Origin of the sequence: Bacillus cereus group sp. MG9 (assembly GCF_040459995.1) — a bacterium.
Taxonomy (GTDB): domain Bacteria; phylum Bacillota; class Bacilli; order Bacillales; family Bacillaceae_G; genus Bacillus_A; species Bacillus_A mycoides.
This window is the reverse complement of record NZ_JARVHC010000001.1, coordinates 5,009,654-5,023,737: the sequence shown is the minus strand read 5'-3', so window position 1 is coordinate 5,023,737 and position 14,084 is coordinate 5,009,654. Positions and strand designations below refer to the sequence as shown.

Below are 14,084 nucleotides of genomic sequence, written 5' to 3'. Positions count from 1 at the left end.
ACGGACAAAAAACCACTGGTTAAAGTTACACTTTATGAAAGCTGTAAAAAATCATTGGGAGATGATTAAAGTTTCACTTTATACATCCCCCATCTTTCGGATACACTAAATAATATAAGGGTTTAAAGGAGGTATTTCTGCTTGGAAGAAATCATGCAAGAACATATTGATAAGTTGTTATTATTTATGAGGGAAGAAGCGTATAAACCGTTAACGATACAAGAATTAGAATCGGCATTTGGAATCGAAGGCTCTGAGGGCTTTAAAGATTTCGTAAAGGCACTTGTAATGATGGAAGAGAAGGGGCTTGTTATCCGCACACGTAGTAACCGCTACGGTCTTCCAGAAAAAATGAATTTAGTACGCGGTAAATTAATTGGGCACGCACGTGGTTTTGCGTTCGTCGTTCCAGAAGAGAAGAAAACAGGAGATGATGATCTTTTCATCCCGCCGACAGAATTAAATGGTGCACTTCATGGTGATACAGTATTAGCACGTGTTAGCGCACAATCAAGTGGATCACGCCAAGAAGGCGCGATTGTTCGTATTTTAGAGCGTGGAACGAAGGAACTAGTTGGTACATATACAGAGTCAAAGAACTTTGGATTTGTTATACCTGATAATAAACGCTGGACAAGTGACATTTTTATCTTGAAAAGTGCATCTATGGGCGCTGTAGAAGGCCATAAAGTAGTTGTGAAAATTACGGGCTACCCAGAGAACCGTTTAAGTGCAGAAGGTGAAGTTATTCAAATTCTAGGTCATAAAAATGACCCAGGAGTAGATATTTTATCTGTCATTCATAAACATCATTTACCTTTAGCATTCCCTGAAGAAGTGATGGAGCATGCAAACAGTGTACCAGAAACGATTTCAGAAGAAGATATAAAAGATCGTCGTGATTTACGTGATCAAATGATTGTTACAATTGATGGTGCGGATGCGAAAGACTTAGATGACGCTGTTACAGTAACGAAGCTTGAGAACGGTAACTATAAGCTTGGTGTTCATATTGCGGATGTAAGTCATTACGTTCAAGAAGGTTCTCCAATTGATGTTGAAGCAGCAGAGAGAGCAACGAGTGTATATCTTGTAGACCGTGTAATTCCGATGATTCCGCATCGTTTATCAAACGGTATTTGTTCATTAAATCCGAAAGTAGACCGTCTGACACTATCTTGTGAAATGGAAATCAACAATCTAGGTGATGTTGTAAAACACGAGATTTTCCAAAGTGTAATTAAAACGACAGAGCGTATGACGTATGCTGACGTAAGAAGCATTTTAGAAGATGAAGACGAAGCACTAATTGAACGTTACGAGCCGCTAGTACCAATGTTTAAAGAAATGGGGCAGTTAGCACAAATTTTACGTGAAAAACGTATGCGCCGTGGTGCGATTGACTTTGACTTTAAAGAAGCGAAAGTACTAGTAGATGAAGAAGGAAAACCGACTGATGTTGTAATGCGTGATCGTTCTGTATCAGAGAAGTTAATTGAAGAGTTTATGCTTGTTGCGAACGAAACAGTAGCGGAGCATTTCCACTGGATGAACGTACCGTTTATGTACCGTGTCCATGAAGATCCGAAAGAAGATAAGCTTGAGCGTTTCTTCGAGTTTGTAACAAACTTCGGATATGCAGTAAAGGGACGTGCGAATGAAATACACCCTCGTGCATTGCAGCAAATTCTTGAAATGGTTCAAGGTCAGCCGGAAGAAATAGTCATTTCAACAGTTATGCTTCGTTCTATGAAGCAAGCACGTTACGATTCGAACAGCTTAGGACATTTTGGTTTATCAACTGAGTTCTACACGCATTTCACATCGCCAATTCGTCGTTACCCAGATACGATTGTTCATAGATTGATTCGTGAATACATCATTAATGGTAAAGTAGACAACGAAACGCAAGCGAAATGGCGTGAAAACTTACCTGAGATTGCAGAGCACTCTTCTAATATGGAACGCCGTGCTGTTGAAGCAGAGCGTGAAACAGACGAAATGAAAAAAGCAGAGTATATGGTCGATAAGATCGGTGAAGAGTATGACGGTATGATTAGCTCTGTAACAAACTTCGGTTTATTCGTAGAGCTTCCAAATACAATTGAAGGTCTTGTACACGTTAGCTATTTAACAGATGATTACTACCGTTATGACGAAAAACATTTTGCGATGATCGGAGAACGTACAGGTAACGTATTCCGCATCGGTGACGAAATTACAATTCGTGTTATTAACGTAAATAAAGACGAGCGTGCAATCGACTTTGAAATCGTTGGCATGAAAGGCACACCTCGTCGTAAGTTCAAAGATCGTCCAGTTGTGATTGAACAGCCAAGAACAGGCAGAAAGAAACGCGGTGGACGTAGCGAACGTAGTAATGAGCGCGGTGGTGAACGCGGCACAGGAAGAAAGTTTGATCGTAGTGGACAAGGAAAAGCATCAGCATCAGCATCTGCATCTGCATCCACATCCGTTAGTCAGCCAGGGAAAAAAGATGGTAATAGTAATGGTAAGAAGAAAAAAGGATTCTTTGAAAATGTACCAGGATTCAAGAAGAAAAAGAAAAAGCGCAAGTAAGAAAAGAGTGGCTTCGCCTCACATTCTGAGCGAGCCACTTTCGCTTTTTATGGAATCCAGCTACAGTGGCTAGAATGTTTGGCGGCTTCGCTTCTTTCCAGGAGGCAAAGAGCGCCTCAAGGTCAGAAGCTCCATCCACCTCACATTCTGAGCGAGCCACTTTCGCTTTTTGTTTACATTTGTTACAATGGTAAAAATAGAGGAGGGACGTTATATGCCAAAAGGTACAGGTAAGGTTATTGCGCAAAATAAAAAGGCATTTCATGATTATTTCATCGAAGAAACATACGAAGTAGGGCTTGTCCTTCAAGGAACGGAAATTAAGTCGATTCGCGCTGGACGCGTGAACTTGAAAGATGCGTTTGCACGTATACATAACGGTGAAGTATGGGTTCATAATATGCATATTAATACATATGAACAAGGGAATCGTTTCAATCACGATCCGCTACGTACAAGGAAGTTACTTCTTCATAAAAAAGAAATTGATAAGCTAGCAGGTTACGCAAAAGAAACAGGATATGCATTAGTTCCAGTTAGAATCTATTTGAAAAATGGATTTGCGAAAATGGCACTTGGTTTAGCAAAAGGTAAGAAGCAATATGATAAGCGTCACGATTTAAAAGAGAAAGAAGCTAAACGTGAAATTGCACGCGTGTTCCGTGATCGTCAAAAGATGTAATACAGATATTTACATTTGTAAAACGGCGCGCGTATGATATAATAACTTATGTAAGATTGTTGCACATTGAAAAACAGCTCTTAGTAGCTATCACGATATTTCTTCGTATGCTCCATTTTTATCATGGGGACGTTACGGATTCGACAGGGATAGTTCGAGCTTAGGTTGCGAGTCGAGGGGATCGGCCTCGTTAAAACGTCAAAGCCTATAATTGGCAAACAAAACAATCTTTCTTTAGCTGCTTAATTGCACTAAAGGTTCCTCCCTCCATCGTCCATGTGGTAGGGTAAGGGACTCAAACTAAGTGGACTACGCCGGAGTTCGCCGTCTGAGGGCGAAGGAAGAGAACAATCAGACTAGCAACTTGGAAGCCTGTCGATAGGCCGAAGAGTTCGCGAAATGCTAATATATCGACTACACTCGTAGAAGCTTAAGTGCCGATATTTTTGGACGTGGGTTCGACTCCCACCGTCTCCACCAATACATAACTGTTTGGTGGTTTTTTATTTTGTATGATATGAACCATAACTTTGCCAGAGTGGCGGGGGTATGGTTCTTTTTGTTTGTGGCAAACTTATGCTTCCTTTTTGTTATACAAGGATATATTGCACTAAAGTTATGACTTGTAAGAAATGATAAGGTAGATGAGCGTGTTGAATTTTCTACCCTAACTAGGACACTCGTTTCAAAGATTAGGGATACTACGGAGACAAATGCAAAAATGGATCATAATTTGGATTGTAATTCCAGTTATGACCCGTTTGCATGTTATATTGTACCTTGGATATATATTTCTTATTTTTTTAATGATAATAATTATGAAAAAAATATTCAAAACTTTCACCTAGTCAAGTATAGACGATCTGTTAATGATTTAATTAAAGGACTCATATTTTGAATTAAAGTAAGATACCTTTCACTGTTTTTCATAGTATCTAATGTTTCTTTGTCTGACCAAATACTTACTACACCAAAAGAAAGATTGTCATCTTCAGCACTAGGCTCTAAGAAATATGCATTCATAGAGCCGGATTCTTTGTTGATAGGTATGAGTACATCTCGACCCATTTCTCGCAATTGTTCTTCCATTCCCGCTTTACTATCAAGAGTTACTACTCTAATTAACATTAATTTACCCCCTAAAAATTATTTGTTTAGAACATATTTCAACCAATCGTACCTTCTATTGTTGAGTTGTTCTACGAATTTTTACTTCCCTTAACGAAAAAAATGAGATTGATCCTTATGAGACGATTTTTTCTTTCAACCAAGAATCAATTTTAGTAAGAGAGCCCTTTGACGATGTATTATTAAGCGCCTGGTGTAAAGAGAGAATTGTTGTATGTTTTAGGATGGATTTCCATGCATTTTCAGCTTCTTCCATTACGTCAGATAATAGACAGGTTGTGTTTTCTTTTAATTGGAACATCGTATGATAGATGCCATTTGAATGATAAAGGGATTCTACACCTTCTACGGCAATGTACACGTCATATATTCGAATGTTTTCAGGAACAGCTAATAATCGAAATCCGCCTTTTACCCCTGGCACTGAAGAAACAAGCCCTGCTCGTACAAGTTTTCTCATTAATTTTTGAAGGTAAGTTGGAGAAACAAGTAGTTGTTGACTTAATGATTCACCTGATAACATTGCCTGTTTAGGTAAACGATTAAGTAACAAAAGAGCATATACAGCTTGTTCCACACCAGTGGTCATTTTCATGTGTTATCATTCTTTTTGAATGATTGCTTTTCCTGTTCTTTTTTCAATTTTTCAGGTGTAACATCATTACCCAAAGGGTCTAATATCGTTAACCCTGTAACAGTGCTGTTCACTTGACCGCGAATAATTTGAAGGTATTCTTGGCGTAATTCTTGACGCTCCTGTAACTCTGTTTGTGTTAAACCATCTTCTTTTTGTTTTTTTGCTAATATGTTAATTCGATTTAAAATTTCAATCATTTCTTTTTCCACCTTTCTCTTTATAAAAGTTCTTTTGCAAGTAATCGGTAAGACTGTAGTCTTGCTTCATGACTATGACTTATTGTTCCAATTACAGCTTCATTAATATCAAACTTCTCATCATGTTCACGTAACGTACTCGCAACATCTTTTGCGCTTCCTACTAGGAATCGGTTACGATTTTTCTGTATATGCATCTTATCCATTTCCGTATAAGAATAACTTAATGCTTCCTCAGGAGATACTATTTGAAAAGGCATCCCTTTATCTAAGAATAATAAGTTTAAATCTAAACTAGCTGCATGATATTCAGCTTTTTCAGTTGTTTCTGCTGCCATCACGAAATAGCCAACATTAATTTTAGGATTCTGCATAAACTCCGAAGGAGTGAAATTTGTACGGTAAGACTCCAACATTTCGGCAGATAATTGTCCGCTAATGAATTGAGCAAATGAATATCCAATACCGAATCGTCCTGCCTGCGCAGCGCTACTACCACTAGATCCTAATAACCAAACTTCAGGTAATGGAGCGCCTAATGGAGCAGCGAGCGTACGATTATACAGATGATCAGCAGGCATCGTTTCTGACATAAACATCATTGTTTCCGCTAATTTATCGTACTGATTGAACAAGTTCGGTTGTTTTCCTTCATGTAATGCAAGGGTAGAAAATTGATCACCACCGGGTGCACGACCTACACCGAAATCAATTCTGCTAGGATATAAAGTCGTTAATGTTTTAAATATTTCTGCCATTTTTAATGGCGAGTAGTGCATTAGCATGATTCCACCAGAACCAACACGAATTTGGTTCGTCACTGATGCAATATGAGCAATCAATATTTCAGGTGAAGCACTCGCTAAGTTTGCAGATCCATGATGTTCTGAATACCATATTCTGTGATATCCTAATCCATCTACTAATTGAGCTAATTCAATAGTATTTTGTATAGTTTTAAGAGCAGTCTGCCCGTTTGAAACTGGAGTTTGGTCTAAAACGCTTAATTTCATAAAATAACCTTCTTTCATAGTTAATATAGATATTTAATATCCATAATTAGAGTGTGTTTTTTATTTCTGTATTGGTTTCATATCTTGTATTTGGAAATTCCTTGTCTATAGGCAGACTAGTAAGAGTCTACAAGTAAATCAGGGATTTTCGGTGTTAAGAAATTTTGTTTTTTTCGCTGTTCTTTTATGTTAAGGGAACCGATTTATCAATGGTTCCCCGATTATAAAAAAGTGATTTGCAAATTAGTGATGATTAAAGCTTTCCATTCCAGCAGGTTACTTCATCAACACCTAATCTTACAGTGGGGAATCCCGCCTCTCTTGCTTTACCAACAGTAATCATTAGGATGTTAACTAAATTTTCTGGGACATTAAATTCCTTACGGAATTCTTCAATGCTATAACCAAGCATAGGTACTGTATCATATCCTCTTGCTTTTGCAGCTAGCATAAATTGCATAGCTAGCAGACCACCATCAAGCATTTGCCATTCTTTTTTTACTTGTTCACTTACAGAACCATAATAACCCTGCACACTGTTGTTAATTCTGTCTTTAATTTCTTCTGTCATATAACCAATATCAACAGCTCTTTGATTGATTTTATCAGCGTTCTCTATTGTATAAGCATTCATATCTCCTAACACCACAATAACTGCGGATGCATCGACCACTTGCTGTTGTCCAGAAGCCATTGGAAGAAGCTTCTCTTTCATAGCTGGATCTGTAAAGACCATAAAACGCCAAGGATTTAGATTTGTTCCACTTGGTGCAAGCATAGCCTCTCCAAGAAGTTCTTTGATTTCTTCTTCAGTCATTTTAACTGAAGGGTCGTAAAAGCGAACCGAACGACGGTCGCGAATCACATCATAAAAATTTGTCGTGTGATTTTCTTTTTTCATATGTGTTACCTCCATTATTTATCTTGTATGATAGTGAACTCATTATGAATGGAATGTTTAATGTATAAGAATACATCACCCTTTCACATAAGTTGCTAACAACCCCTATTATGGTATAGTACTGATATAATGAAAAGTACGCACTTTTTCGTGATATAGACACCTTTTCGTACTATAGGCACGGAAAAGTACCTGTCGGATATATAAAGGAGTTTGGTATGAAGAAGGAATACAATAATAGAATAGAAGTAGTTTTAGAAGTTATTGGTGGGAAATGGAAAGCGCATATTTTATATCACTTAACAAGGGGCCCAATACGAACAGGTGAATTAAAACGCTTAGTAACTGGTATTACCCAAAAAATGCTCACTGAGCAATTAAAAGAGCTTGAAAAAGATGGTTTGATATCTAGAAAGGTATACAATCAAGTACCACCAAAAGTTGAATATTCCCTTACAGAACAGGGACAATCATTAAAAGAAGTTTTAAAGGTACTTTGTGATTGGGGAGGAGATTATATTAAGTATAGGTACCCTAATGGGGAAGTTATAGTTAGGGAAAATTAGTTTTTATGCACGTCAGAATAAAGTAATAAAAGAAAAAATAAATAAGAGCATGTTTTGAACAATATTTTTTCAAAGCATGCTCTTTCTCTTCCTAGATTTGAGTCAATATTTTGGACACTTTATGGTTTAAATATGAAGTTTAAGTCAAAATATGCTTTATTTATTTTGGAATAATACATAATTCTTAACTAATATTAGGATATTTTATGATTTAATACATGGTCAAAATATGATTTAATTTACATTGTGTGATATGAACCATAAGTTTGCGGCAAATTTATGCTTCCAATTTTTACGTTGTAATTAACTTTAATTTATGGATTTTAGCGATGGTATCAAATTTGAGATTATACCTGCCTTTTTAAATGAGGGTGGAAAGAGTTATACATATGCTGATTCTAACAATAGAGGAAGTTGGCAAGTTTGTAAGCCTGCACTTGAAATAGAGGCTATAAATGAATTGAATTTTCATAGACAACTGTGGAGAGATCAAATTTTCATTTTGGAATCCTGCCCCATTGCCATTAGGCTAAAAAGAACGAGTTACCCCAAAACAATAAAAACAAGCAAAATGCACAAAATTTTTGTTATAGGGGTATTATAAGACCTTAACTTGATGGGAATGCATCAAGTTAAGGTCTTGAGGCATTCTATATTTACCAGACAGGTCTCAACTTCAATGGTAAATTACCTTCATTTGCTTCATAAACTAGTTTTGTTAAATCTTCCTTGAGCATTTGCATTCGTTCAGCACCTATGTTTTCAATCCAGCGCGCCTCAATTTCAGTTAGTATCTTCTCTTTTGCTTGCACTACTAACCAACCTCGTTCAGTCAAAACGATAATTTTCCCTCTCTTATCAGTGGGATGAGTTTTACGCATTACATAACCACTTTTCTCAAGATAATCCACCATTTTACTTACAGCCTGCTTTGTAATCCCTAAATATTCAGCTAGTTCTATACCTGTTGCTCCATTAGGAGTGATGTATTTAAACATAAAACCATGTATAGGTCTAATATCTCCAAATCCCAATTCACTCAATCTGTCATGTAGTTCATTAATCGATGTACTAAAGGATAATGACAAAAGTGATGTAAGATCTAGTTCCTTAAATCCTTGATGATTCATACATATGACCTCCTTGAATAAAGTCAATTAAGTTGACTTTAATTTTACTACAAACGGCATAATCAATCAAGTTAACTATGTAGTTTTTGTTATGAAAGAAATATGACTCACTTAAAGCAACGCATTATTTGTAAAATTTCTTTTATAAACAGTAATAGAACTCAAATATTCAAAAACTTAATAACAGCATTCAAAGTAACCTTTAGTAAGTTGGTTTGCTTTATGTAATCGCGATACCCTTAAGGTATTTGTACGTCAATGACTATTTCCTCACATAAAAGCTCAATAAAATTACATATTAATAAGAAATAACAGGATGAAAATATTGAGTTTTTTCAATAAAACTCCTCATCATAAAAATATACAGGTTACTTTAAATATCCAATTAATTATAAATTCCTACTAAAGTAAAGGAATTGTTTTATTTATTTGATATAATTTATGTGATTACAATAAATGTACGGAGAATAAAAGATTACAAATCATCTATATGGAGGTATGAGAAATGGATGAACAACGAGACATAGGGCCGAAAATAGAAAAAAGCTTTGAATTAATAGGAAAAAGATGGACAGGACTAATTATTTATGTACTTATGAGTGGTCCTAAACGGTTTAGTGAAATTCATTCAATGATTCCAGATTTAAGTAAACGTATGCTTACAGAAAGAATGAAAGAACTTGAGGATAACGATATGGTAGTACGACATGTGACCGCGGAACGACCTGTACGAATAGAGTATTTACTAACAAAAAAAGGAACAGAATTAGGAAGAATTCTTGGACCGATTAGTCAATGGGCTGAAAGTTGGATAAAAGAGTAAATAAAAAGGCCCTTTCAAATATGTAAATCAAACACATATTAAGACAAGACGAAGTGCAATTTCCTAAAAAATATAGTCAATCAATTCAATAAGTAGACAATTCATATTAAAAAAATTACACTGTTTCATATTAAAGTAATAACTGACCTCATTTTAGAAAGGCAGGAAGAAACAAATGGCAAATCTTCTTTATATTACAGCGCATCCATTTGACGATACCGAATCATACAGTATGGCAGTTGGAAAAGAATTTATTAAATCCTATAAAGAATTAAACCCCTATGATGAAGTTGTTCATCTTGATTTATACAAAGCGGATATTCCATATCTTGATGCTGATGTATTTAATGGGTGGAAGAAACTTAGATCTGGCATTCCTTTACATGAATTAACACCTATTGAAATATCAAAAGTAGGACGTCTAGCTGAATTAGGCGGGCAATTTGTATTAGCTGACAAGTATGTATTCGTCGCTCCAATGTGGAATTTCTCTATTCCAGCCATTTTAAAAACATATCTTGACGCTGTGGCTGTATCAGGAAAAACATTTAAGTATACAAAAGAAGGAGCGGTAGGATTATTAACAGGTAAAAAAGCATTGCATATTCAAGCACGTGGCGATATTTATTCTGAAGGACCAGAAGCGCGTAAGGAGATGGGACATCGGTATTTAGAGGTTATGATGGAATTCTTTGGAACCTCTTTCTTTGAAGGAATATTTGTCGAAGGACATAACAAATTTCCAGAACAGGCTGAAGAAATTAAGGGAAAAGCTATTATTAGAGCTAAAGAAGTTGCTAAATATTTTTAAATATTTCAATCTAAAAACACAGTATTACTAATTATATTTATTATAGTAGCAATACTGTGTTTAATAAAAACTCTCCTAGGATTTTCTTCGCTTACCTTGTATCTAATTCATCCTACAGTATTATCTCGCTCTATAGTATTGTGTACATCAACTTAATCCACCAAAAAAATTTTCAGTCGTTTACTCAGATCATTTTAGGGCTATAATTATAACCGTTATCAGTAGACACTAAAAAAGATGGCTCCGATAGAATATCGAAACCATCTTTTAAGTGCTCGATTTTTTATGGTCTTTTTATTAAACTGTCCATTTTATAGAGTACAGTTCAATTCTTTACAATCTCAATTGATTGACAGTAACTTATTTACATCAACCAAGAAATCAAAAAGGGAAGAGTGACAAGAGACATAAGCGCACTAATAAAGAAAGAAGAGGCTGTCTCACCTGCTAGACTGTCAAATTTCACTGAAATCATAGCAGCTACTGCAGATCCTGGGAATGCTACTAATAAAACTAACTTTGTTACGTCACCTGAAGATAATCCGATTGCATGCGCAATTCCAATCATGAGAAGTGGTTGGACGATTACTTTAAGAAGCGAAATCCCAAATGCAGTTGAGCTAAATTGAACTTTACGAATTCCGATTGTAACCCCAACAGCAAATAACGCTGCGCCCGATGTAATACCACCAATTTGCTCTAAACTTTTCGCTAATAAATGAGGTGCCTGGAACCCGCATAGCACAAGAATAACCCCAATTAAAGGAACACAGGCCAACGGCTCTGAAAGACCATGTAAAATTGATTTAATAGTTACTTTCAAAAGACTTTCTTTCTCGTCGGTCTCTTTATTTTTACTTTGACCTACTGCACCAATAATAGTAGCTAATGGATCTAGTATGGCATTCACAACGATTCCTGTAATGGCAATTGGAAGCGCAGCCACACTTGCTCCAAACAAACTTCCTAAAACCGGAGTTCCCATAAATGCAAAAGTTGGTTGGGCTGAGTTTAAAGAAAACATGGATGCTTCTGTTAATGAAAACTTAAATACGTATTTAGCAATTAATAGGAAAACAATATAAAAACCTACAATACCAATAACTAAGGCAAGTAAAAATGGCCATTTTTCAATTAATGTTTGCTTAGGGGTTGTTGTAATCCCCACAAACAGATGGGCTGGTAATGCAAATTTCGTTACTAATGTATTTAATCCTTTTGATGTCGTCGCATCAAATTTTTTAAAATATCCAGCTAAATATCCTAATAGGATGGTAAAGAAAATAGGTGTTAGAATAATAAAGATTTGACTCGTTTCCATTTTAAAATCCTCCATACTTCACATTGATCTGGGTATATATATCCCTAAATTACGATTTAACTTCAAAGTGAATAGTTTCTAGTAAATACCAATGCCTATCAAGGTGATAGGCATTCATTTAAACCTACATAGTTATCTCCGAATTTTCACTAGCTTTGATTGATTTATAAGTTGGGTGCCACATAGCATCTTTTACAGCTTGTTCAACATCTTCTGGAACATGTTGAGCCACGCCATCTTGAATAGCTGCTTTTGCAACTTGAATTGCTACTGCTATAGAAACAGAACGCAAGTCCTTTGTACTTGGAAGTAATGAAGCACCAGCTTTACGACTATCAGTCATATCAGTCACAGCATTTGCAACAGCAGTAAACATACCACTTGTAATCACTTTAGCTTTTACGACAATCGAACCAAGTCCTAAACCAGGGAATACAAATGCATTGTTAGATTGACCAATTTCGTATACTGTCCCTTTATAAGAAACGGGATCAAATGGACTTCCTGTTGCAATTAGTGCTTTTCCATCTGTCCAAGTAAGTAAATCTTGCGGAGTTGCCTCTGCTAATGGCGTTGGGTTTGACATTGGCATAATGACTGGGCGTTCCACATGTTTGGCCATTTCTTTTACAATTTCTTCTGAGAAGGCTCCCGTTACACCTGATGTTCCAATCAGAATAGTAGGTTTTACTTGTTTAATTACTTCCAGAAGAGTTATTTTACCGGATTCATCACGCGCCCAATCTTTTACTTCTTCCGATTTTTGTAAGTAAGGTTTTTGGAAGTTTAAAATAACATCCATATCGTCTGTTAAAAGTCCTCGGTAATCAACAGCCCAAAATCTACTATATGCTTCTTCTGTCGAAAGACCATCAAACACCATCGCATTATGAATTTGATCAGCATTACCAATCCCTGCGGCTCCTGGTCCAAATACCACTACTCGATGCTCTCGTAATGGGACACCAGTAACTTGAACAGCAGAAAGGATGGCTGCTAATGTAATAGCTCCAGTACCTTCAATGTCATCATTAAATGTTAAAATCTTATCTCCGTATTTTTCAATAATGTTGCGCGCATTGACATTACCGAAGTCTTCCCAATGTAATAAAGCATTTGGGAACATTTCTAATGCTTTTTCAACATATGCATCAATAAATTCGTCGTATTTTTCGCCTCGAACACGTTCATTTCGATTTCCAATATAAAGAGGATCTTGTAACAACTCTTCGTTGTTTGTCCCTACATCTAATACAACAGGTAACACACGACTGGGATCGATACCAGCAGCTGCCGTGTAAACAGCCAATTTACCAACAGAAATATTAATTCCATTTGCTCCCCAATCTCCAATACCCAGAATACTTTCAGAATCTGTAGTTACAATTAAATCAATATCCTCTGCTTTAACTCCACTATTTGCAAATGCTTTTTCAATTCCATCCATATCATTAATAGAAAGATAAACACCGTCTGGACGATGATATTCATGACTATACTCTTGAATGGCTTGTCCAACAGTCGGAGTGTAAATGATAGGTAACATTTCACTAAGATGATCTGTTAGTAATCGATAGAATAATACGGTATTGCGATTAGATAAATCATTTAACCAAACATTTTTTCGTAAGTTATTAGGTTGTTCTTTAAATTGTCGATAAGCACGCTTAACTTGTTCTTCTAACGTTAAAACTGTTGGAGGTAATATCCCTTCTAAGCCAAGATCTTTACGTTCTTGTTTTGTGAATGCTAATCCTTTATTTAAGAAAGGTTGAGCAAGAAGATTTTTCCCTTTCAAATTTGTTTGAATAGATCCTTCATTGGAAAGATTAAATGTAGTCATGTGATTATTCCTTCTTTCTTAAACCCTTAATGTATTTGTAAAGTGTCTTATTTGATTGCGTCACTCAAGGTTACTAATAGTAACTCGTGTCACTCAATGTTACTAATCGTAACCAGGGTGATTTAAATAGTCAACAATTTTATTTTTCCTTATTTTCCCTTATTCTTATTTCTAATTCTTTTTTTATAGGCTAGTAAATAAATAGTTTCCTCTATATAAACGTAAATAAAAACCATATATAATAAGGGTTTTGTTTTTTATTTACATCAAAAAATTAATAGAAATAATTTAGAAAATAAGAATTTATGTAGATGTTTTTTAGAAAGGAAAATATAAATACAATAAAAAGTATTTGGATAAATTAATCATATAGGTTACTATTTGTAACTTTGTTATTTTATCGACCACCCTATGCGTGGTTTGTTATCGATCATATTAAAAACAGAAAGGTG

The 14,084-nt window shown here is 35.7% G+C and carries 14 protein-coding genes and 1 other RNA gene; 7 read left to right on the top strand and 8 right to left on the bottom strand.

Annotated features, from left to right (window positions below; translation table 11 throughout):
• The first annotated feature begins 141 nt into the window (after nucleotides 1-141).
• The 3 genes from rnr to ssrA all read left to right on the top strand — a co-directional run bounded on the left by rnr (nucleotide 142) and on the right by ssrA (nucleotide 3,742).
• The gene (rnr, locus tag QCI77_RS25970; protein ID WP_353825654.1) at nucleotides 142-2,580 is read left to right on the top strand and encodes a ribonuclease R; all 2,439 of its coding nucleotides are present in this window, start codon (nucleotides 142-144) and stop codon (nucleotides 2,578-2,580) included.
• A gap of 214 nt (nucleotides 2,581-2,794) precedes the next feature.
• Nucleotides 2,795-3,262 (top strand): SsrA-binding protein, encoded by a 468-nt coding sequence (smpB, locus tag QCI77_RS25965; RefSeq protein WP_002034685.1) that lies wholly within the window; start codon nucleotides 2,795-2,797, stop codon nucleotides 3,260-3,262.
• Between the two features lie 125 nt (nucleotides 3,263-3,387).
• Nucleotides 3,388-3,742: a transfer-messenger RNA gene (ssrA, locus tag QCI77_RS25960) on the top strand.
• A 360-nt stretch (nucleotides 3,743-4,102) separates the two neighbouring features.
• Here ssrA and QCI77_RS25955 read toward each other — a convergent pair.
• The 5 genes from QCI77_RS25955 to QCI77_RS25935 form a co-directional block, all read right to left on the bottom strand.
• Complete coding sequence (locus QCI77_RS25955; RefSeq protein ID WP_353825652.1) at nucleotides 4,103-4,390, bottom strand: putative quinol monooxygenase; 288 nt, start codon at nucleotides 4,388-4,390, stop codon at nucleotides 4,103-4,105.
• Between the two features lie 115 nt (nucleotides 4,391-4,505).
• Nucleotides 4,506-4,985, bottom strand: a complete 480-nt coding sequence (locus tag QCI77_RS25950) for an Rrf2 family transcriptional regulator (protein ID WP_353825651.1) — start codon at nucleotides 4,983-4,985, stop codon at nucleotides 4,506-4,508.
• A complete protein-coding gene (locus QCI77_RS25945; RefSeq protein WP_060749282.1) occupies nucleotides 4,982-5,224 on the bottom strand; it encodes a DUF896 domain-containing protein in 243 nt (80 codons plus the stop codon). The genes QCI77_RS25950 and QCI77_RS25945 overlap by 4 nt, the downstream gene beginning before the upstream one ends.
• A 20-nt stretch (nucleotides 5,225-5,244) precedes the next feature.
• Nucleotides 5,245-6,237: an LLM class flavin-dependent oxidoreductase gene (locus QCI77_RS25940; protein ID WP_353825650.1), complete on the bottom strand. Its 993-nt coding sequence runs from the start codon at nucleotides 6,235-6,237 to the stop codon at nucleotides 5,245-5,247.
• A 253-nt stretch (nucleotides 6,238-6,490) separates the two neighbouring features.
• Nucleotides 6,491-7,138 carry a nitroreductase family protein gene (locus QCI77_RS25935; protein ID WP_353825649.1) on the bottom strand — a complete coding sequence of 216 codons (648 nt, stop codon included), beginning with the start codon at nucleotides 7,136-7,138 and terminating at the stop codon, nucleotides 6,491-6,493.
• A 218-nt stretch (nucleotides 7,139-7,356) separates the two neighbouring features.
• Here QCI77_RS25935 and QCI77_RS25930 point away from each other — a divergent pair, with 218 nt between their 5' ends.
• Nucleotides 7,357-7,704, top strand: coding sequence for a winged helix-turn-helix transcriptional regulator (locus QCI77_RS25930; RefSeq protein WP_060749285.1), 348 nt, complete (start codon nucleotides 7,357-7,359; stop codon nucleotides 7,702-7,704).
• 316 nt (nucleotides 7,705-8,020) lie between these two features.
• Entirely contained in the window at nucleotides 8,021-8,308 is a 288-nt protein-coding gene (locus QCI77_RS25925) for an SMODS domain-containing nucleotidyltransferase (RefSeq protein WP_353825648.1), read from the top strand.
• A 52-nt stretch (nucleotides 8,309-8,360) separates the two neighbouring features.
• Here QCI77_RS25925 and QCI77_RS25920 read toward each other — a convergent pair whose 3' ends face one another.
• On the bottom strand, nucleotides 8,361-8,834 hold the full coding sequence (locus QCI77_RS25920; RefSeq protein WP_353825647.1) for a MarR family winged helix-turn-helix transcriptional regulator: 474 nt from the start codon (nucleotides 8,832-8,834) through the stop codon (nucleotides 8,361-8,363).
• A gap of 505 nt (nucleotides 8,835-9,339) precedes the next feature.
• Here QCI77_RS25920 and QCI77_RS25915 point away from each other — a divergent pair.
• Nucleotides 9,340-9,657: a winged helix-turn-helix transcriptional regulator gene (locus QCI77_RS25915; RefSeq protein ID WP_113734813.1), complete on the top strand. Its 318-nt coding sequence runs from the start codon at nucleotides 9,340-9,342 to the stop codon at nucleotides 9,655-9,657.
• 175 nt (nucleotides 9,658-9,832) lie between these two features.
• Nucleotides 9,833-10,468, top strand: a complete 636-nt coding sequence (locus tag QCI77_RS25910) for an FMN-dependent NADH-azoreductase (protein WP_070143956.1) — start codon at nucleotides 9,833-9,835, stop codon at nucleotides 10,466-10,468.
• Nucleotides 10,469-10,832: 364 nt separating this feature from the next.
• Here QCI77_RS25910 and QCI77_RS25905 read toward each other — a convergent pair whose 3' ends face one another.
• Nucleotides 10,833-11,789 (bottom strand): AEC family transporter, encoded by a 957-nt coding sequence (locus QCI77_RS25905; RefSeq protein ID WP_113734815.1) that lies wholly within the window; start codon nucleotides 11,787-11,789, stop codon nucleotides 10,833-10,835.
• A gap of 124 nt (nucleotides 11,790-11,913) precedes the next feature.
• Entirely contained in the window at nucleotides 11,914-13,632 is a 1,719-nt protein-coding gene (locus tag QCI77_RS25900) for an NAD-dependent malic enzyme (protein WP_353825646.1), read from the bottom strand.
• Nucleotides 13,633-14,084: the final 452 nt, after the last annotated feature.